The organism is Mycobacterium sp. KBS0706 (genome assembly GCF_005938675.2).
Lineage (GTDB): Bacteria > Pseudomonadota > Alphaproteobacteria > DSM-16000 > Inquilinaceae > Inquilinus.
Genome location: NZ_VCCH02000034.1, coordinates 40,268 through 59,979, shown reverse-complemented (window position 1 = coordinate 59,979; position 19,712 = coordinate 40,268). Strand labels below are relative to the sequence as shown.

20 protein-coding genes are annotated in these 19,712 nt (G+C 70.5%); 7 read left to right on the top strand and 13 right to left on the bottom strand.

The window, feature by feature from the left end; genetic code table 11:
• Positions 1-26: 26 nt before the first annotated feature.
• The 3 genes from FFK22_RS19485 to FFK22_RS19475 all read right to left on the bottom strand — a co-directional run bounded on the left by FFK22_RS19485 (position 27) and on the right by FFK22_RS19475 (position 4,727).
• On the bottom strand, positions 27-752 hold the full coding sequence (locus tag FFK22_RS19485; protein WP_138889057.1) for an HAD family hydrolase: 726 nt from the start codon (positions 750-752) through the stop codon (positions 27-29).
• Entirely contained in the window at positions 749-2,281 is a 1,533-nt protein-coding gene (locus FFK22_RS19480; RefSeq protein ID WP_221938705.1) for an alkaline phosphatase family protein, read from the bottom strand. Before FFK22_RS19480 ends, FFK22_RS19485 begins: the two co-directional genes overlap by 4 nt.
• A 91-nt stretch (positions 2,282-2,372) precedes the next feature.
• Positions 2,373-4,727: a heavy metal translocating P-type ATPase gene (locus FFK22_RS19475; protein ID WP_138889059.1), complete on the bottom strand. Its 2,355-nt coding sequence runs from the start codon at positions 4,725-4,727 to the stop codon at positions 2,373-2,375.
• Between the two features lie 80 nt (positions 4,728-4,807).
• Here FFK22_RS19475 and FFK22_RS19470 point away from each other — a divergent pair, with 80 nt between their 5' ends.
• Complete coding sequence (locus FFK22_RS19470) at positions 4,808-5,278, top strand: helix-turn-helix domain-containing protein (RefSeq protein WP_143956845.1); 471 nt, start codon at positions 4,808-4,810, stop codon at positions 5,276-5,278.
• A 195-nt stretch (positions 5,279-5,473) separates the two neighbouring features.
• On the opposite strand, the gene FFK22_RS43075 is transcribed toward FFK22_RS19470, so the two are convergent.
• A complete protein-coding gene (locus FFK22_RS43075; protein WP_186002546.1) occupies positions 5,474-6,109 on the bottom strand; it encodes a hypothetical protein in 636 nt (211 codons plus the stop codon).
• Positions 6,110-6,283: 174 nt separating this feature from the next.
• On the opposite strand from FFK22_RS43075, the gene FFK22_RS19460 reads away from it, so the two are divergent.
• Together FFK22_RS19460 and FFK22_RS19455 are read left to right on the top strand one after the other, a co-directional pair.
• Entirely contained in the window at positions 6,284-6,916 is a 633-nt protein-coding gene (locus tag FFK22_RS19460) for a LysE family translocator (RefSeq protein ID WP_138889061.1), read from the top strand.
• 224 nt (positions 6,917-7,140) lie between these two features.
• Positions 7,141-7,434, top strand: a complete 294-nt coding sequence (locus FFK22_RS19455; RefSeq protein ID WP_138889062.1) for a hypothetical protein — start codon at positions 7,141-7,143, stop codon at positions 7,432-7,434.
• Between the two features lie 10 nt (positions 7,435-7,444).
• On the opposite strand, the gene FFK22_RS19450 is transcribed toward FFK22_RS19455, so the two are convergent.
• Entirely contained in the window at positions 7,445-8,485 is a 1,041-nt protein-coding gene (locus FFK22_RS19450; protein ID WP_138889063.1) for a zinc-dependent alcohol dehydrogenase family protein, read from the bottom strand.
• A 173-nt stretch (positions 8,486-8,658) separates the two neighbouring features.
• Positions 8,659-9,873 (bottom strand): adenylate/guanylate cyclase domain-containing protein, encoded by a 1,215-nt coding sequence (locus FFK22_RS19445; protein WP_186002545.1) that lies wholly within the window; start codon positions 9,871-9,873, stop codon positions 8,659-8,661.
• Positions 9,874-10,081: 208 nt separating this feature from the next.
• Here FFK22_RS19445 and FFK22_RS19440 point away from each other — a divergent pair, with 208 nt between their 5' ends.
• The 3 genes from FFK22_RS19440 to FFK22_RS19430 all read left to right on the top strand — a co-directional run bounded on the left by FFK22_RS19440 (position 10,082) and on the right by FFK22_RS19430 (position 13,107).
• Complete coding sequence (locus tag FFK22_RS19440; RefSeq protein ID WP_138889065.1) at positions 10,082-11,749, top strand: acetolactate synthase large subunit; 1,668 nt, start codon at positions 10,082-10,084, stop codon at positions 11,747-11,749.
• 405 nt (positions 11,750-12,154) lie between these two features.
• Positions 12,155-12,673 (top strand): hypothetical protein, encoded by a 519-nt coding sequence (locus tag FFK22_RS19435; RefSeq protein ID WP_138889066.1) that lies wholly within the window; start codon positions 12,155-12,157, stop codon positions 12,671-12,673.
• Between the two features lie 122 nt (positions 12,674-12,795).
• Complete coding sequence (locus FFK22_RS19430) at positions 12,796-13,107, top strand: hypothetical protein (RefSeq protein ID WP_138889067.1); 312 nt, start codon at positions 12,796-12,798, stop codon at positions 13,105-13,107.
• A gap of 14 nt (positions 13,108-13,121) precedes the next feature.
• Here FFK22_RS19430 and FFK22_RS19425 read toward each other — a convergent pair whose 3' ends face one another.
• The 4 genes from FFK22_RS19425 to hisS form a co-directional block, all read right to left on the bottom strand.
• The gene (locus FFK22_RS19425; protein ID WP_138889068.1) at positions 13,122-13,388 is read right to left on the bottom strand and encodes a toxin-antitoxin system HicB family antitoxin; all 267 of its coding nucleotides are present in this window, start codon (positions 13,386-13,388) and stop codon (positions 13,122-13,124) included.
• The gene (locus tag FFK22_RS19420; RefSeq protein WP_221938703.1) at positions 13,385-13,804 is read right to left on the bottom strand and encodes a putative toxin-antitoxin system toxin component, PIN family; all 420 of its coding nucleotides are present in this window, start codon (positions 13,802-13,804) and stop codon (positions 13,385-13,387) included. Before FFK22_RS19420 ends, FFK22_RS19425 begins: the two co-directional genes overlap by 4 nt.
• A gap of 53 nt (positions 13,805-13,857) precedes the next feature.
• A complete protein-coding gene (locus FFK22_RS19415; protein WP_138889070.1) occupies positions 13,858-14,829 on the bottom strand; it encodes a small ribosomal subunit Rsm22 family protein in 972 nt (323 codons plus the stop codon).
• A gap of 251 nt (positions 14,830-15,080) precedes the next feature.
• Entirely contained in the window at positions 15,081-16,424 is a 1,344-nt protein-coding gene (gene hisS / locus FFK22_RS19410) for a histidine--tRNA ligase (RefSeq protein WP_138889071.1), read from the bottom strand.
• Positions 16,425-16,553: 129 nt separating this feature from the next.
• On the opposite strand from hisS, the gene FFK22_RS19405 reads away from it, so the two are divergent.
• Positions 16,554-17,657: a peptidoglycan-binding protein gene (locus FFK22_RS19405; protein WP_138889072.1), complete on the top strand. Its 1,104-nt coding sequence runs from the start codon at positions 16,554-16,556 to the stop codon at positions 17,655-17,657.
• Here the strand turns inward: FFK22_RS19405 and FFK22_RS19400 are convergent.
• From FFK22_RS19400 to FFK22_RS19390, 3 genes are read right to left on the bottom strand one after another with little or no spacing between them, the layout of a single operon-like run.
• A complete protein-coding gene (locus tag FFK22_RS19400; protein WP_138889073.1) occupies positions 17,654-18,262 on the bottom strand; it encodes a 2-hydroxychromene-2-carboxylate isomerase in 609 nt (202 codons plus the stop codon). The two genes, FFK22_RS19405 and FFK22_RS19400, sit on opposite strands and share 4 nt — an antisense overlap.
• A 59-nt stretch (positions 18,263-18,321) precedes the next feature.
• Entirely contained in the window at positions 18,322-19,224 is a 903-nt protein-coding gene (locus FFK22_RS19395; protein WP_138889074.1) for an NAD(P)/FAD-dependent oxidoreductase, read from the bottom strand.
• On the bottom strand, positions 19,214-19,678 hold the full coding sequence (locus FFK22_RS19390; protein WP_138889075.1) for an Rrf2 family transcriptional regulator: 465 nt from the start codon (positions 19,676-19,678) through the stop codon (positions 19,214-19,216). The genes FFK22_RS19395 and FFK22_RS19390 overlap by 11 nt, the downstream gene beginning before the upstream one ends.
• Between the last annotated feature and the right edge of the window lie 34 nt (positions 19,679-19,712).

The following is a 19,712-nucleotide window of genomic DNA, read 5'->3' as shown; positions in this document are numbered from 1 at the left end:
TTAGTCTAAAAAGCCGCCGATGCCCATCAGACGCTTTGCCGCCCGCTGAGAAGATCTTCCAGTCCGCCGATATCCGGCAGGCAGAGATCGGCAAGCCCGGCCAGGGTCTGGACCGTGCCGGTGCCGCTGAGCACGCCGACGCAGAGGCCGGCCCCGGCGGCGCGGCCCATCGCCATGTCGTGCCGGTTGTCGCCGACCATCAGCACGGCGCCGGGCGGCAGGCCGGTGGCGTCGCAGAAGCCGTAGACCATGCCGGGGTTCGGCTTGTGGCCGTGGCCGCTGTCATAACCGGCGATGAAATCGACCAGGTCGAGCAGATCGAACAGCGCCAGCGTGGCGCGGATCGCGGCCTCGCCGTCGCTGGAGGCCACGCCGAGCTTCAGCCCGCGGCCGCGCAGCCGGCGGAACAGCCCGGCCGGGTCGGCAACGGTCGGCCGGATCACGGCCGTGGTGGCACCACGGAAGATGCGGTCCATCTCCGGCACCAGCAGGTCGACGCCGTAGGGACTGCCGGCGGCGATCCAGGCGGCCGCGATCTCCGGCGTCGCCCCGGCGGCGAGCAGGCTGTCGGCACGGACCGCGCCGGTGTGCGGGTCGGCGCCGCCGACCTCGAGCAGCCGCAGGGCCAGCTCCAGGTCGCCGGCCGCGGCGAACAGCGCGGCCTCGCGGTTCAGCGGCAGCCAGGTCGCCTCATAGTCGATCAGCGTGCCGTCCTTGTCGAACAGGATGCCGCCGATCTCCACCGTGCTCATCGCGCCGCTTCCTCGAAATAGCCGCCTTCGAGCGTGATATGGCTCAGCGTCCGGTCCTCATGCCGCATGCGCCAGGACAGCAGCTTCTGGGCATAGGCCAGCATCTCCGCGGCATAGGCCGGGTCGCGGCTGCGGTCCTCGAACTCGCCGGGGTCGCGCTCCAGGTCGAAGAACAGCGGCGGCAAAGCGGTGCAGTGCACGTATTTGCGGCGGGCGTCGCGGATCACCTGGACGCCGCACTGGTCGGCATGCAGCCGGGCCGCGCCGACGCGCTCGCGGACATTGCCGAAATCGTAGAACCAGTGCGCCGCGTCGCGCCAATCCGGCGGCCGCCCGCCCGCGCAGAAGGGCAGCAGCGAGCCGCCGTCGCAGTGCCGCGGCACCGGCAGGCCGAGCCAGCCGAGGATGGTCGGCATGATGTCGACCGATTCGGTGAAATCGTCGACCTGCCGGCCGCGGCCGGCATCCGACTCGGGGCGCGGGTCGCGGACGATCAGCGGGATATGGGCCGGCTGGTCGAAATAGCCGAGCTTGCCGAACAGGTAATGATCGCCGAGCTGCTCGCCATGGTCGGAGGTGAAGACGATCAGCGTGTCGTCCCACTGGCCGCTCGCCTTCAGGAATTCGAAGACCCGGCCGAGATGGTGGTCGACCTCCGACGCCAGCCCGTAATAGGCGGCGCGGACCGCGGCGACGCCGGCGGCGTCGAGCGCCGAGGCCGGTCCCTCGGCGTGGTTCAGGAACTTGTCGAGCCGCACCGCCCGGTGCAGCCCGGCCAGCAGCGGGTGCTGCGACCCTTCTTCCGCCGCGGTCGGGCCGCGCAAAGGCGCCGGCATCGCGACCGGGTCATAGGCCCGGTGCCAGGGCGCCGGGGCGGCGAAGGGCGGGTGCGGGCAGATATAGGTCAGGTGCGCGAACCAGGGCTTGCCCTGCAGCACCGCCAGGTGGCGCAGCACCTGGTCGGTCATGAAGGCGGTCTCGCTGTCCTCGGCCCGGATCCGGGTCGGGCCGAAGCCGCCTGGCGCCGCCTCGGCCGCAGGATCGGGGTCGTAGAGCGGCTCCCGTCCCTCCCCCGGCGCCGGCACGTCATAGCCCTTGGCGATCAGGTCGGCGATCCAGGCGCGGCTGGATTCGGACAGGTTGAGCACCGGGGTGAAGCCCGGGGCCACGCCTTCGTAGCTGTGGCGCGCCGGATCGTCCGGCGCCCGTCCGCGCGGGTCCAGGGAGGTGTCGGTGTAGCCGAACAGCAGCGGGTCCCAGCCGCCGCGCCGCACCTCAAGCGCCAGGTTGCTGTGCCTGGCGTCGAGCGGCGTGCCGTTGCGCACGCTGCGGTGGGTGTGCGGGTACAGGCCGGTCAGCAGCGAGGCGCGCGACGGGCCGCAGGGATAGGCCACGGTGTAATGGCGCCGGAACAGCGTGCCCTCCCCCGCCAGCGCGTCCAGCACCGGGGTGCGGATACAGGGATGCCCCACCGCCGACAGCGTGTCGCCGCGCCATTGGTCGGCGGTGATGAACAGGACGTTGGCCAAGCCCGAAGTACTCCCGCATGCGCTTTCCCTGCTGATAGCGCAACGGCGGGTGGCGCGACATGGGAATGAAGGCCCGGCGCGGCGGTTGCCCTTACGCCGCCATCGCCTGCCCGCACTGGCTGCAGAAGCGGGCCGAGCCCTGGTTCGGCGCCCGGCATGATCCGCAGGCGACGCTCGCGGGCGGGGAGCCGCAGGCGCCATGGGCGCAGCAATCATCCGCCTCCCTGGACCCGGCGCCGTGATCATGCGCGTGATCGTGATCGTGCCCATGGTCGTGATCATGGGCCTGGGCCGCAGGGGCCGCCGCCGGCCGGACCGTGGGCAGCAGGCGCAGCAGCCGGAGCGCGTTCAGCGTCACCAGCACGGTCGCGCCGGTATCGGCCAGGATCGCCATCCACAGCGAGGTGGCGCCGAGCAGCGTGGTGGCCAGGAACAGCCCCTTGAGGCCGAGGGCGACGGCGATGTTCTGGTGGATGTTGGCCAGGGTGGCGCGGGACAGGCCGATCAGCTCGGCGACGCCGGTGACGCGGTTGTTCAGCAGCGCCGCATCCGCCGTCTCCAGCGCCACGTCGGTGCCGCCGCCCATGGCGATGCCGACCGAGGCCGCGGCCAGTGCCGGGGCATCGTTGATGCCGTCGCCGACCATCGCCACCGGGCCCTGCGCCTTCAGCCTGCCGATTGCCGCCAGCTTGTCGTCGGGCAGCAGTTCGGCCTCGACCGCGATGCCGAGCGTGCCGGCGACGGCCGCGGCGGTGCGGCGATTGTCGCCGGTCAGCATCACCGGCTGCACCCCGGCCCGGCGCAGCGCCGCCACGGCGGCAGCGGCGTCCTCGCGCGGCTCGTCGCGCAGCGCGATCAGCCCGCGCGGCCCGGCCTCGCCGAGCAGCAGCACGACGGTCTTGCCCTCGGCCTCCAGCGCCGCGACCCGGTCGGCCAGCCCGGCCGGCAGCGGGCCGCGCTCGGCGGCGTAGCGCGGCGACCCGACCGCCAGCAGCGCACCGCCGACCCGGCCCAGCACCGCCTTGCCGGCGATGGCCGAGGCCTCGGCGACGACCGGCACCGCGATCCTGCGCGCGGACGCCGCGTCGAGGATGGCGCGGGCCAGCGGGTGGCTGGAGCCGCTTTCGACCGCGGCGGCCTCGGCCAGCACCGCGGCCTCGGTGCCGACGAGCGGGACGATGTCGGTGACCTGCGGCCGGCCGATCGTCAGCGTGCCGGTCTTGTCGAAGGCCACGGCCTTGACCTTGCCCAGCATCTCCAGCGCAGCGCCACCCTTCAACAGCAGGCCGCGGCGCGTGCCGGCGGCGATGCCGGAGGCGATGGCCGCCGGGGTCGACAGCACCAGGGCGCAGGGGCAGGCGATCAGCAGCAGCGACAGGCCGCGATAGGTCCAGACCGTCCAGTCGCCGCCGAACAGCAGCGGCGGCACTGCGATCACCAGCGCGGCCACAGCCATGGCGGCCGGGGTGTACCAGGCGCTGAACCGATCGATGAAGCGGGCGGACGGCGCCTTGCTTGACTGCGCCGTCTCGACCATGTGGATGATCCGGGCGATGGTGTTGTCCGCCGCCGCCCGCGTCACCTTCAGCCGCAGCACGCCGCCGGCATTGATGCTGCCGGCATAGACCGCATCGCCCGCCGCCTTGGCCACCGGCACGGATTCGCCAGTGATCGGCGCCTCGTCCAGCTCCGACGCGCCGTCGACGATCTCGCCATCGGCCGGCACCCGGTCGCCGGGGCGGACCAGGACGATGTCGCCGATCGCCAGGTCGTCGACCGCGACGGTGCTCAGGACGCCGTTCACCTCGCGCTGCGCCGTGCGCGGCACCAGCGACACCAGCGCCTTGATGCCCTGGCGGGCGCGGCCGGCGGCGACGGTCTCCAGCAGCTCGCCGACGGCGAACAGGAACACCACCACCGCCGCCTCGGACGCCGCGCCGATGGCGATGGCGCCGATCGCGGCGACCGCCATCAGCGTCTCGATGCTGAAAGGCGAGCCGGAGCGGATCAGGGTCAGGGCGCGGCGGGCGACCGGCACCAGCCCGATCAGCGCCGCGGCGAGATAGGCCCATTCGGCCTCGGCCGGGACGATCAGCGAGGCGACGAAGGCGGCGGCCAGCAGCAGGCCGGTGAAGCCGACCAGCTGCGCCTTGCGCTCGCGCGACCAGGGCTTCGCGTCCTCCAGGGCCGGGGCGCGGGGTGCTGTGTCGTCGATCGCGGTCGGGGTGAAGCCGAGGGCGCGGATCTTGTCCTCCACCGCGCGGCCATTCGCGGCGGCGCCCGCCGCGCCGAAGGCCAGCAGGCCGGTGGCGAAATTGACCTCGACGCCGCTGACACCCTCGATCCGGCCCAGCGCCGTCTGCAGCTTGCCGACGCAGCTCGGGCAATCCATGCCGTCGACCCGATAGCGCAGAGTCAGGCCCTGCCCGTCATTCGCCGCTGCCATGCGACGCGCTCCCTTGCCGAAAGATCCGTCGCAGGGGAAGATAGGAGCTACAGCGACTATAGCTTCAAGAGGAAAAATTCATGTCCGCGCGCGGCGATGCGATGCCGATCGGCGAGCTGGCCCGCCGCACCGGCTGCAAGGTCCAGACCATCCGCTACTACGAGCAGATCGGGCTGATGCCGGAGGCGGCGCGGACGCTGGGCAACCAGCGGATCTACGGCCGGGCGCACAGCGACCGGCTGGCCTTCATCCGCCACAGCCGCGAGCTGGGCTTCCCGCTGGACGCCATCCGCCAGCTGCTGACCTTGGCCGACGACCCGGCCCAGCCCTGCGCCACCGCCGACCGGATCGCGCAGGAGCAGCTGGTCGCGGTGCAGGCCCGCATCGCCCGGCTGGAGGCGCTGAAGGTGGAGCTGGAGCGGATGGTCGAGCAGTGCCGCCACGGCACCATCGGCCATTGCCGGGTGATCGAGGTGCTGGCCGACCACAGCCACGGCCACTGCCTGCATCCCGACCATGGGGCGGGCGAGGAGATCGAGACGGCGGCCTGAGGTCTGCGCGGTTCGCGGGGCTTCCTGCATCGTTCGCGCTGCCTCTGCTGCCCTCGCCGGGGTCAGCCCGGTGAGGGCAGCCCCGGCCTCGCCCCCCTCAGCCGGAGGCGCAAGCGCCTCCGGCCTCTCCCGTAAACGGGACAGGCAAAAAACAATCTGAGCTGTCGTGAGAGGGTACCGGACAACACGCGGCGCCTAACTGGTGTCCGGTTTCGACGGCTTCGGCATGGGCCGGCCGGTGTCGGACTGATCCGACGGACGCCGCCAATCGGGCTCGGGCCGAGGCGCGGCTGGAGTGGCTTCGGCAGGGTCGTTGTACACGTGATCGGGGGGCAGGCGATCGGGGGCCTCGGCGGCGGCGGCGCCGTCCCAGTCCCGTGGCAGCAGGGCTGCGTCGAGGTCGCGCCGCTCCTCCGCCTCTTCGGCCGGTTCGCGCTCGGTTTCCAGGCGCTCGCTCTCGGTCAGGGATTCGCGACGCTCCGTCCGGGGCTCGCCATCCTTGGGGCCGGCAGCCGGCGCGGCTTCGGCCGGCGCGGCCTCGGCCGCCGCGACTTCGGACGCTTCCTCCGCCGGCGCAGGCTCCGCCTTGCCGTCCTTGCGATCCTGATAATTCTCTCGGACCCGCTGGCTCATCGCGATCGACAGCCGCACCGAACGGGCCAGGCGCACCTGCGCCAGCGCGAAATCCGGCTTCGTCCGCGTGATCGGCGTCGCCATCTGCTCCGTCGCCGTCATCCGGGCCGAGCGGAGGCCGATCTCGACCAGCTCGCCCAGCGAGCCCAGCGCCCATCGCGTCCAGGCCAGATCCGGATCGACCGGCCCGTCCTCCAATCCGCAATCCTCTGGCGTCATTTCCATGGAACGTATCATGAACATGAATGGCCGATAATACAACTGCGATCATTTCCTGTGCCGCGCAGGCCACGCGTCTCTCGTGCAAGGGAGACAAGAATGAATGGCTCCGGATCCGGGAATCCGACAGATTGACGGCCCCAGGAGGACCTCATGGACATCACCATCCCGCTGCTCAGCATTCTCGGCGCCATCGTGGTCGGCGCGGCCAGCCCGGGGCCTAGCTTCGTCTTCGTCACCCGCACCGCCATCGCCCTGTCGCGCCGCGACGGGCTGGCCGCCGCGCTGGGCATGGGCGTGGGCGGGGTGGTCTATGGCGGGCTCGGCCTGTTCGGCCTGCAGGCGATCCTGGCCCAGGTGGAATGGCTGTACCTGATCCTGAAGGTGCTGGGCGGCCTGTACCTGCTGTGGCTCGCTGTCGCCCTGTGGCGCACCGCGGCCCAGCCGATCACGGTGCCGAAGACGGCGGAGGGCCGGCCGCGCAGCGTCCGGCGGTCCTTCACCCTGGCCGCCGTCACCCAGCTGAGCAACCCCAAGGCCGCGGTCGTCTATGGCAGCATCTTCGCCGCCTTCCTGCCGCCGCAGGTGCCGGGCTGGACCTTCGCCGTGCTGCTGCCGGCGATCTTCGCCATCGAGGCCGGCTGGTACACCATCGTCGCCCTGGTGTTCTCCGCCGACCGGCCGCGCGCCGTCTATCTGCGCTGGAAGCGCTGGTTCGACCGCGCCGCCGGCTCGGTCATGGGCGCGCTGGGCATCCGCCTGATCCTGGGGGCGGGGCGGGTGTGATACCAACAGCCGAAATAGCGCCCCGTCATGGCGAGTTTAGCACCGGCCGGAGGCCGACCCGCCCTTGATGTAACGAGCCGCCTGAGCGGTCAGTTACTTGTTAGCGAAGCGTGGCCATCCAGTCCCTCAGCCACCGCGCTCGATGGCGATAGGCTGGATGGCCACGTCGCTTCGCTCCTCGCCATGACGGAAGAACTGGAGCGTCGATCTGGCATGAGAGGAAGATGAGCGAAGCGCAGCCGGACAGCGATGGATCGATCCCCCTGTCACTCACGCGGGATGAAGCCGTCGTGCTGTTCGAGTTTCTGGCACGGACGCTGGACGACGAGAACGGCGAGCGGCTTCGCGAAGCAGCCCAGCATGATGGCGAGCTCTGGGGTCTGACACGGCTGCTGGGCTACCTCGATCGCACCCTTTCCGAGCCCTTCCTCCCGGATTACCAAGCCCGGGTCGAGGCTGCACGGCAACGCTTGGTCGAGAAATGCGGTCCATGGCCCTGGGATGAGAGCAAGGCCTGATCCCCCCTCCTCAGAACCGCGTCACCACGCTGATGCCGGTGCCGTCGAAGCGGTCCATCTGGGTCAGCGCCACCGCCGCTTCATCGAGGCTGATGCGGCTGCCGATCAGCTGCTGCGGCGCCAGGGTGCCGGCGGCGATCATGTCCAGCATCGCCTGGTAGCGGAACGCCTGCATGCCGTGGCTGCCCAGGATCTCCAGCTCATAGGCGATCACCCGGTCCATCGGCACCGGCGACCGGGCGTGGTCGTCCAGCATCAGCCCGACCTGGATGTGCCGGCCGCGCCGACGCAGGCAGCGGATTGAGTTCATGCAGGTCGCCGGGTGGCCCAGCGCGTCGACCGAGACATGGGCGCCGCCCCCGGTCAGGTCGCGGATCGCGTGCACCACATTGGCCGAGCCGCCGGCATTGACTGTCGCCGTGGCGCCGAGCCGGCGGGCGAGGTCGAGCTTCTGCTCGGTCAGGTCGACGGCCACGACATTGGCCCCGAGCGCGCGGGCGATCATGATCGCCGACAAGCCGACGCCACCGCAGCCATGCACCGCCACCCACTCCCCGCCCCGCACCCGGCCCTGGTCGACGATGGCGCGGAACGAGGTGGCGAAGCGGCAGCCCAGGCTGGCCGCCGTGGCCGAATCGATCTCGTCTGGCAGGGCGACGAGATTGGCGTCGGCAAAGTCGAGCGCAACGTATTCGGCGAAGGAGCCCCAGGCGGTGAAGCCGGGCTGGAACTGCCGCTCGCACACCTGCTGGTTGCCGCTGGCGCATTCCGGGCAATGGCCGCAGCCGGCGACGAAGGGCACCGTCACCCGCTGGCCAGTGCGCCAGCGCCGGACCTGCGCCCCGACCGCGACGATGGTGCCGGCCAGCTCGTGCCCGGGCACATGCGGCAGCACGATGTCGGCGTCGTGCCCGACCCAGCCATGCCAGTCGCTGCGGCACAGCCCGGTCGCCTCGACCTTGACCACCACGCCCTCGGCGGACGGCGTCGGATCCGGCACGGTCTGCACGGTCGGCATCTGGCGGAACTGTTCGAAAACGACGGCTTTCATCGGGGTCGGCCTGTGGCTGTTGTCGGCGAGACCTTATCGGAACGATCGAAGGGTCCCAACACCGTCATGGCGAGCGAAGCGTGGCCATCCAGTCCTTCAGCCGCCGCTGTCGGTGGCAACAGGCTGGATGGCCACGCCCCTTCGGGGCTCGCCATGACGACAAGGGACTGCCTCTACCCGATCCCAAAGATCCGGTGCGTGCCTTCGACGTCGCGCAGGACGTGGCGGCCGAGGTCGAGCAGCGGGCGGCCGCAGGCGTCGCGGAATGGCTCGGACACCAGCACCCGGCGGCGCAGGGACTTGGTCAGCTCCTCCAGCCGGCTGGCGCGGTTCACCGCCGGGCCGATCACGGTGAAGTCCAGCCGCCGGGCGGCGCCGATATTGCCGTAGGCGATCTCGCCGAGATGCAGGCCGATGCCGAAATCGACCGCATCCGGCCCGGCCAGCCCACGTTCGGCATTGGTGGCGTCGACCTTGGCGCAGAACGCCTCGGCCGCGGCCAAAGCGGCGGCGCAGGCGGTGCCGCGGTCGGTCTCCGGCGTCACCGGGAAGATCGCCAGCACGGCGTCGCCGATGAATTTCAAGATCTCGCCGCCCTCGGCCTCGATCGCCACGCCCATGTCGCCGAACCAGCCGTTCAGCATCGCCACCACATCGCGGATGGCGTTGGTCTCGCTGCGCCGGGTGAAGGCGCGCATGTCGGCCAGCCAGATCGCCGCCTCGATCCAGTCGACCTCGCCGCGCTCGATCTGGCCCTCGACGATGCGCTGGCTGGTGCGGGCACCGACATAAGTGTCGAGCAGGTCGAGCGCGATGCGCTTCCACACCTGGCGCTCGGCATAGGGGCTGAACAGCCGGGATGCAGTGTCCAGCGCCTTCAGATCGTCATCATCGAAGCCGCCCGGCTGGCGCGTGGCGAAGGACAGGAAGCGGGTGCGGCTGGTGTCGAGGAAGGGCAGTGGCGTGATGAAATAATCGGTGGAGCCCATCTGCTGCAGCTCCTGCAGCAGCGGCATGTCGCTGACATCGCCGTCGAGCTTCCGGCGATAGGCCCGCTCGGTGTCGTCGACGATCTTGGTCGGGCTGTTGAGATAGCCCGGGCTCTGCAGCACGCCCTGCCGGGCGCGCTCCCCGAACTCGATGGTCTCGTCGCTCCACACCAGCATGGTGCCGCTGATCTCGGGATGCAGCACCTCGAGCCCGATATGGATCCGCCAGGCCGGGACGATGGTCTGCGCCACCCGCTCGCAGAAGCCCGGGAACAGGCCCTTGAGCGGCACCGGCTGCCGCGTCGCGTCGACCAGCCAGAGGCCGAGCGCCTGCAGCCCGGCACGATGCCGTTCGGCGATCGGTCGGCAGTCCCAGTCCGGCGGCAATCCGTCTTGCATGGCGGGAGAAGACCCTTTCGGCGGGTCGCGGTCAATGCGGCGCTTGGCGCGGACAGCATCGCATTGCCGGGGCGGCCATGGCCACCGCCGCGGCCATGCCGTGCTTGCGCGGGGTGTCCGTCTGCCCTGCGGCACGATCATGTCATCGGCGCCGCTTCCAGCCTATCTTTGCAGGGCACAACGCACCGCCCAGCAGGAGAGGACCATCATGGCTGCGCAACGGACCGGCTCCGACCTTCTCGTCGAGGCCCTGGTCAATGAGGGCGTGGACCGCGTCTTCGGCGTGCCCGGCGAGGAGAATCTCGACATCGTCGAATCGCTCCGCCGCTCCGGCATCGACCTCGTCGTCACCCGGCACGAGCAGTCGGCCGCCTTCATGGCCGCGACCTATGGCAGGCTGACCGGCAAGGCCGGCGTGTGCCTGACCACGCTCGGGCCTGGCGCGCTCAACCTGACCACCGGCGCGGCCTATGCCCTGCTGGGCGCCATGCCGATGGTGATGATCACCGGGCAGAAGCCGATCCTGAAGAGCCGCCAGGCGCAGTTCCAGATCGTCGACATCGTCGCCACCATGCGGCCGCTGACCAAGTCGTCGCGCCAGATCGTCAGCACCGGCGCGATCCCGACTTTGGTGCGCAACGCCTTCCGCATCGCCCAGGAGGAGCGGCCGGGCCCGGTGCATCTGGAGCTGCCGGAGGACATCGCCGCCGCCCCGGCGCCCGACGGACTGGGGCCGGTGCCGCTGCACCCGCTGGAGCTGCCGGTGGCCAATGACGAGGCCGTGGCCAAGGCCGCCGCGATGCTGCGCGCGGCCGAGCGCCCGCTGGTGATGATCGGCGCCGCCGGCAATCGCCGCCACCTGGTGCCGGCACTGTCCGACTTCGTGCGGCGGATGGGCATCCCGTTCTTCAACACGCAGATGGGCAAGGGCGCGGTCGACGGCAATTCCGGCCTCTATATCGGCACCGCCGCCCTGTCCGAGGGCGACTATCTGCACGACGCGGTGACAAGCGCCGACGTGATCCTGGCGATCGGCCACGACGTGGTCGAGAAGCCGCCCTTCATCATGGAGCAGGCGGGGCAGACCGTGATCCATGTCGGCTACCAGCCGGCCGACATCGCCGAGGTGTATTTCCCGGACCATGAGGTGGTGGGCGACATCGGCGCCTCGCTGGCCCGCATCGCCGAGGCGGTCGGCGGGCCGCATCCGACCGCGACCGAGGCCTTTGCCGGGCTGCGCCGCAAGATCCTGGAAAAGGTGGCGGCGGACGGGACCAGCGAGAAATTCCCGCTGCTGCCGCAGCGCATCGTCCACGACGTGCGCGCGGTGATGCCGGAGGACGGCGTCGTCGCCCTCGACAACGGCATGTACAAGATCTGGTTCGCCCGCAGCTACCGCACCCACATCGCCAACACCATCCTGCTGGACAACGCGCTGGCGACGATGGGCGCCGGCCTGCCCTCGGCCATGGTGGCGGCGATGCTGCATCCGGACCGCCGGGTGATGGCGGTGTGCGGCGACGGCGGCTTCATGATGAACTCGCAGGAGCTGGAGACGGCGATCCGGCTGAAGCTGAACCTCGTCGTGGTGATCCTGGTCGACAACGCCTACGGCATGATCCGCTGGAAGCAGGAGGCGCAGGGCTTCGCCGATTGGGGCCTGACCTTCGGCAACCCGGATTTCGTGACCTACGCCCAGGCCTATGGCGCCACCGGCTGGAAGGTGGAGTCGGCCGAGGATTTCGCGCCGACGCTGGAGAAGGCCTACGCCCAGGGCGGCGTGCACCTGGTCAGCGTGCCGGTCGACTACGCCGAGAACAGCCGGGTGTTCATCGAGGAGCTGCGTTCCCACGCCTCGGCGGTGGAGGCGGATTGAGGCAAGGGGCGCTGCAAGATTCGGCGCCAGAGCCGACATTCATGCGACGGCTGGCGCCATAACACCGATGCATTGGGCAGCCCGCGGTCGGCGCGGCAGGATGGGGCGTGTCTCAGACTCGGACGACCTGCCTGACGATGCCCTGATACGGCATACGTTCGCCGCCGCCGCAGATCGGGCTTGGTCCCGCGGGTTGCGACGCCGGCGGCGTCGCGGCGCCGGCCTGAGGCTTTGGACTCGGATGTTCGACTGCGAGAGGTCCGATCGATGAATCTCACCGAGTGGCTGGCCCGGGCCTGTGGATGCAGTCCATCGGAATTGGAGTCGGACCATGTGGACGCACCCCGACTCACACAGCAGACGGCACCCCAAGACGAGCCGCCGCCAACCCATCACGAACCGCCGATGCCGCTCGCCGACCTGCCGGGCCCGAGCCGTCAGGCCCGGTCGCACGTCAACTTTGAGCGCAAGGAGCTGGGGTCGAAGGCATATCAGCTGAGTCATCGCCGATATGGCACGGTCACGATCCAGCGAGGGGAGAAGTCTGCGGACAGACGCGAGATCCCCTTCACCATCACGCTGACGCCTCCGAGTGGCGCCTCGATCGAATACACACACAGGATGTACGTGCAGGATCAGGACAACCTGACTCCTGGCTCGTCTCTCGGCTACGGCTTCATCGATTTTCCGGATGAGCTTGGCGGGATCGGAATTGGATACATCTATCACCGTGTGGCTGCAGCAGCTGCGCAGGAGCTGGGTGTCGCTAATCTGGTGATCGACAGTGTGGGCGTCGACGGTCCGATGGAGCGGCTGTGCCAGGGTCTCGGCATGACCCCTGTGCGCGGTGGATATGCTTTTCCGCCGGCGGGCATCATTGCTGCGGCAGGGGCAAAGAGCGTCAGCAGGGGTTGGACGCGGTAACCCGACCTCGGGGTGATGGCTGTCCGCGGGAGGCCCTTGAATGGCGAAGACGGCGATGAGCCGAAATCGGGAGCCAGGGTGTTGTCCCCATAGGACTGCCCCAGCAACCAGGAGGGACCGGCATGTATATCGCCCGCTTCTCGTACGATGTTCAGCCCGTCAACCGCGAGAGCGCGATCGACTTCATCCACCGCGAGGTCGAGGCGGCCCGGCGCAACCGGCTCAAGGCGCGGCTGCTGGTGCCGTTGACCCGCGGCCAGGGCGGGGCGGCGCTGCAGTTCGAGGTCGAGCTGACCAGCCTGGATCAGTTCGACCAGTTCCGCGAACGCGGGGTGGGCGATGACGAGGAGACGGGCCGCTGGATGCATGCCTTCAGCGATATCCTGACATCACCGCCAGTGGTCGAGTTGCTGCGCGTCGAGGACGCCCGGTAGTCACGGCAAGCGGATCATTGGCGTTTCCGGCCCGGAGGCAGGGCATCGCCTTTCATTGGAGGATTGCCGACGCCGGCACGATCGAGGATGCCCAGCGCCTTCGGAATGTCCGCCCGCGCCGCGCGCTCGGCGAAGTAGCTCTCGGTGCGAAGCGCCGAGAGCTTTTCCGCCACCGCAACGTTGATGAACTGGTTCAAGGCCACGCCTTCCGTCTCGGCCACCTTGCGCGCCTCGTCCAACAGCGACGGCTGCAGGCGCAGAGCGAAGTTGCTTTTCCTCATTTCCGTTCCTCCAGTCGCCGGAGGGCATCTCCGGGAGTCAGGACCGCCAGCCCAAACGCCTTTGCTCCCTGGGCGAAATCTCGGCGGTTGAATGTCACCACTGCGTCTGCGGCGCCGTTCACGGCCACTTCAAGAACCATGTCGTCGTCCGGATCACGAAGGGCGGGCCGCCACAGAAAGGCCAGACGAACCGGTTCCGCAATCGCAACGACCGCATCCAGAACCGCGTTGACGTCCGCGGCAGTCAGGCCCGATGCCTGCAGATGCTCCGGCCTCGTCAAGACCGCCTCGTATTCGATCACAAGCGGCACCGAGACCAGCAGCCCGATGCGCCGCTGCAGCGACGCGACGAGGAGACGGCGGGATGCGCCGACATCGCTGCGGATTGCGGCGACCATGACGTCCGTATCGAGCACCCATCTCATATCGTGAGTTAGATATCACATGCGATATTGCAAGATCGAGATCCTTAGAAGTCCTCGACGCCCAGCGCATCGCCCCAGCGCAGCCGACGCGCCGTCTTGAGCAGGGCCCCGTCGCGCCTGGTCACGGTGCGCTCGACCAGCCCCTCCGGCGCGCAGAGCCTGAGGTCGATGCGGGAGCCGGCGCCACGCGGCGGGACGATGACGCGGCCGATGATTGGTGCGGCCGGACGGCGCGAGACCGCGACATAGGCGAACTTCTCGTCCTCCCACGGCACCTCGCCGCCCTTGGCCTGGCGGTGCAGGCGCGAGCGGGCGACGCGCCGGGCGAAATGGCACCAGTCGGGATCGACCAGCGGGCAGGCGCCGTCATGCGGGCACGGCGCCACGACATGGCCGCCGGCGGCGATCAGCCGGGCCCGGGCGTCGAGGATGCGGCGATACCCGGCCGGGGTGCCGGGCTCGATGATCAGCAGCAGGTCACCGGTGGCCGCCCACAGCCCATCGACCAGGGCGCCGCGCCGGTCGGGCGCCAGCTCGTCCAGCACATAGGATAGGATCACGAGGTCGTGCGCCGGCAGCTCCGGCAGCGGCTTCGCCAGGTCGGCGGTCCGCCAATCCGCCGGCGGCAGCGCGTCGCCGGCCAGCCGGGCACCCCAGTCGCGGAAGGCGGCGCTGCCCTCCAGCAGGGTGGCGGCGGCAAGCCCGGGCCAGGTCTCGGCCGCGGCCCAGAGCGCGGTGCCCGGCCCGGCACCGGCATCGAGCAGGCTGGCGGGGGCGAAGTCCGGGCGACGCTCGGCCATCGCCTCGAGGCAGGCGCGGATCGCGGCATAGGTGGCGGGCAGCCGGGTGGCGAGATAGGCCTGCACCGCCCGGTCGTCCGCGACATGGAAGCGGCCGTCGCGCAGCTCGGCCCGGTAGCGCTGCGACAACCGCGACGCCGCGGCCGACAGCTCGGCCAGGGCAACGCCCTCCAGCGCCCGGTCGACCGCGACGCGCAGGGCGGCCGGCAGCTCCATGGGTCAGGGTCCTCGCTTGGTCGGCCAAGCCTTGCTTTCCCTCTCCTCGGGGAGAGGGAGGGGCCCGACCGCGAAGCGGGCGGGAGGGTGAGGGGGTAGCGCAGGCCTGGACGTTGAATCAGACCGTTCCCATCGGCTCGACACCGGATGGGCCGGGGCTACCCCCTCACCCGAAATCGCCAGGGCGATTTCGACCTCTCCCCTGGGGAGAGGTGAAGAGGTGCCCTCCCAGGCCAGAGCGCTCACCCGGACTACCCCGCCAGCGCCTGCCGCACGGCGTCGGCCAGGCCGGACTGCGGGTGGGTGGATTGGTCGCCCGAGGCCAGGTGCTTCAGCACCGCCATCCCCGCCGCGATCTCGGTCTCTCCGGCGATCACGGCCAGGCGGAAGCCCTTCTTGTCGGCGTATTTCAGCTGGTCGCCGACCTTCTTGCCCTCGGTGAACAGCTCGGTGGCGATGCCGGCGGCGCGCAGGGTCGTGGCCAGGCCGAGATAATAGGGCAGCTGCGCCCGGTCCATCACCGTCACCAGCACCGCAGCCGGCGTGGCGGCGCCGGGCTTCAAGAGACCGGCATCGAACAGGCGGGACAGCAGGCGGGTGACGCCGATCGAGATGCCGACGCCCGGCAGCTTCGCCTTGGTGTAGTTGCTGGCCAGATCCTCGTAGCGGCCGCCGGAGCAGATGCTGCCGACCTCCGGATTGGCCACCAGCTGGGTCTCGTAGACCGTGCCGGTGTAGTAGTCGAGGCCGCGGACGATGGCGAGGTCGATGCGCCAGCGATGCGCCGGCACCTGGAAGGCGGCGAGGCCGTCGGCCACCTGGCCCAGCTCGTCCAGCCCCTCGCGATACAGCGCGCCGCCCTCGATCGCGCGCAGCTCGGCGATGGTCACCGGCCGGGTGACGAGGTCGACGATCCGTGCGGCCGTCGCCGCGTCGATCCCGGCATGGGTGGCGAGGTCGGCGAGGGTGCGCTCGCGGCTGACCTTCTCGATCGCGTCGATCACCTTCAACGCCGCGCCGACGCCCTCGGCCGTCAGCCCCTGGTCGAGCAGATAGCCCTGCAGCAGCTTGCGGTTGTTGATGCGGATGACGAATTCGCCGATGCCGATGCGGGCGAAGATGGCGTTGATGACGCAAGGGATCTCGGCGTCGTTCAGCAGGCCCAGCGAGCCGTTGCCGATGACGTCGATATCGGCCTGGTAGAACTCCCGGAACCGGCCGGCCTGGGGCCGCTCGCCGCGCCACACCTTCTGGATCTGGTAGCGCCGGAACGGGAAGGTCAGCCGCGCCGCGTTCTGCGCCACGTAGCGCGCCGTCGGCACGGTCAGGTCGAAATGCAGCGCCATGTCGGTCGAGGGATCCTCCCCCTCCCCCGCCGCCAGGCGGGACAGGGCGTAGATCTCCTTCTCGACGATGCCCTTGGCGGTCAGGATCTCGCGCCGCTCCACCGCCGCCGTCTCGATCGGGGTGAAGCCGTAGCGCTCATACTCCTCGCGGATGATGCGCAGGACGTGGTCCTCGACCAGCTTCTCCTCCGGCAGCCATTCCGGGAAGCCGCTGATCGGCTGGGGCTTGATGATTCGGGTCTCGGACATGACGGTCATCTTCCTAGGGAGTGTGGCGGTTTAGCCGATCGCGCCGCCGCCGTCACCCGCGGGGAATCGGAACCGGATCTGCGCCCCGGACGTTTCGCTGAGCGACCGAGACGACACGGAGAACCCCGGATGCGTTCCTTCCTTGCCCTGGCCTGCCTGGCCGCGACTGCCGGCTGGGCGGGCTCCGCTTTTGCCGCCAACATCGAGGGCGGCACCTATGTCGCCGGCGGCGGCGCGCCGATCCGGCTTCTGGTCCAGCCGACGCAGGACGGCAACGTCGCCTTCCTGCTGCACCGCTCCAGCCGCGGCGGCATCTGCCTGATGTCCGGCATGGCGAAGCCGGTGGGCGACACCATCACCTGGACCAGCAACAGCGGCGCCGCCCTGGCGATCCGCTTCGACGGCCGCGGGGCATCGGTCGACACGGCGAACGCCCTGCCGCAGAACTGCGACGGCGCGCCCCGCATCGCCGGGTCCTATGTCTATGACAGCCCGACGGTCGAATTCGACCGGGCCGAGATCGGCGCGGTGCAGAGCGCCCTGAACGGGGCGGGCTACCGGCTGGGCACGGTCGACGGCATCCTGGGCCAGCGCAGCCTGGCGGCGGTGCAGGACTACCAGCAGAAGTACAACCTGGCCTCGACCAATGACGGGCTGACGGTGGAGACCGTGGCCCATCTCGCCAGCGGCGGCCGGGCTGTCGAAGCGACTCCGGGCGCGCCGACCCCGATCGCGCCGTCCACGGCGCCGGCCACGGGCGCCGCCCCGCCGGTCGCTCCCGCCGACACCGCCGAGGCGACGCCGCCGAGCGTGCCCACCCCGGGGAGCCCGCCGCCGCCCCTGCGCTGGCTGAGCCCGGTCCCCGACCGGCTGATTCCGATGCTGGAGGCGCGCTATGCGCCGATGGTGGCGCCGGCGGTGATCAACTGGCGCGACGCGCCGTTCCAGATCGCCGAGATGGAACTGGACGAGAAGCCCGGCCAGCTGACCCCGGACGTGATCGTGTTCTGGAACGACGCCAAGCACTGCGACACCAATGGCTGCCCCTGGGAGATCCTGGCCGAAGGCTCGCAGTCGCTGACCCCGGTCGCCGACGGCAAGGCCCACGACCTGGGCCTGGCGCCGAGCTACAGCGCCGGCAAGCGCGACCTGCTGATCGACGGCAGCCGGCTGTTCCGCTGGACCGGCAAGGGCTGGGCGCCGGAGTATTACAAGCCGGAGAAGGTTCGCTAACCCGAGCGCGGGCTGCCCTGGAGGCGCCATGCCAGCTGGTCCAGCCGGTCGGCGCCCCAGAAGCCCTCGCCGTCGAGCAGGAAGAAGGGCGAGCCGAACACGCCTTTCGCCGCCGCCGCCTCGGTCTCGGCCCGCAGCCGGTCCTTGACCTCCGGCCGCTGTATCGCCGCCGCGGTCTGCGCCGGGTCGAGTCCGAGCCCGGCGGCGATGCGCAGCACCGCCTCGGGCGCCGCGATGTCCTCGCCGCGGCCCCAATGCGCTGCGTAGAGCGCGACGGCGAGGTCGTGGGCCAGCGCCGGCCGGTCGTCGGCCAGCCACCACACCGCGCGCGACGGCGCCAAAGCCGCGATCGGCCATTGCGCCGGCAGGGTGAAGGGCACACCGAGGAAGGCCGCGAAGCGCTCCGCATCCTGTTCCAGATAGGGCCCGCGCACCGGCAGGTCGCGGATCGGCCGGGTGCCGATCTGCTTCATGATCGGGCCCAGCAGCACCGGCTTCCATCGCACCTCGCGGCCGTGCCGCGCGGCCAGCGCGTCGATCCGCGTGGCGCCGAGATAGCCATAGGGGCTGGCGAAGTCGAAATAGAACTCGATCGGCGATGGCATCCTGGTCTCCTCCCGGCCGGGCGACAGCCTCGCCCAGCCGGGGTCGCTCTGTCGATATCTCAGGCAGCCATACCCATCAGCGCGCGGTGCGCACACACCCCGGCCATCACCCCGGAAGCCGAGGCCAGAGTAGCGTTGTGCATCGGGGTCGCCGCGTCGCCGGCGGCGAAGACGCCTGGAATCGTCGTCTGCTTGAAGTCGTCGACCCGCAGGCGCGGACCGAGCGGGCCCTCGTCGAAGGCGCAGCCCAGCTGCTCCGCCAGCGGGCTGGCCATGCGAATCCGGGCCGCGGTGAACAGCGCGGCGACCGGCACCACCCGGCCATCGGCCAGCCGCACCGCCTCGAGATCCGGGGCGGTGCCCAGCAGCTCCACCACCGGGCTGCGCTCGACCGTGACGCCGCGGCTGGCCAGATATGCCGCCTGTGCGGCATCGGGCTCGAACACGCCCTGGGTGAAATAGGTGGTCGGCCCCCAATCGGGCAGCATCCCGCCCTGATGGGCGGAGAGCGTGTGGTTGGCCAGCACGCCGAGGGGGCGGCCAGCGACCTCGTAGCCATGGCAGTATGGGCAATGCAGCACGGTGGCGCCCCAGCGCTCCTGCAGCCCCGGGATCGGCGGCGGCTCGTCGGCCACGCCGGTGGCCAGGATCAGGTAGGACGCTGCCTCCTCGCCGCCATCGGCCAGCGCCACCGCGAAGCCGCTGTCGGTGCGGCGGGCCGACACCACCTCGTCCTCGATCAACGCCACGGTCGGATAGGCGAGCAGCTGCCGCAGGCCCTCCTGCCGGATTGCCAACGGCGCCTTGCCGTCCTGGCCGAGGAAGCCGTGCGACGCGGCGGCGAAGCGGTTGCGCGGCCGGCCGGCGTCGATCACCAGCACCCGGCGGCGGGCGCGGGCCAGCTGCATCGCCGCGGACAGGCCGGCGAAGCTGCCGCCGACCACGATGACGTCATGAGCCATGATGGGAGTCTCCGTAAGGCAGGCCGCGGCCGCCATTCAGCCGCCGGGCATCGGCCGCGAGGTCGGCCAGGGTCAGGGTGGCGAGGCGCCGGTCCAGCGCGCGTTCGGCGTCCTGCATCGCCTCGTCCAGCGCGGCGGTGACCGCCCGCAGGATCAGGCAAGTCGGCTGGCCCACCTCGAAGGCGGTGAGCGAGACCACCCGCTCGCCCAGGGCGTGCTGGATCTCGGCCAGGGTGACCGCTTCCGCCGGCCGCGCCAGGCGCCAGCCGCCGCCATGGCCCTTGACCGAGGTGACGATGCCGGCCTGGCGCAGCCCGGCGAAGCCGCGCCGGATCACCACGGGGTTGGTGCCGACGAAGGCCGCCATCTCGGCCGAGGTCAGAGCCGCGTCGGGCCGCTCGGCCATGTGCACCAGCACATGGAGGGCGGCGGAAAGGCGTTCGCTGTGTTTCATGTAACTTTGAAAGTTACATGATTCGGTCCGCGAG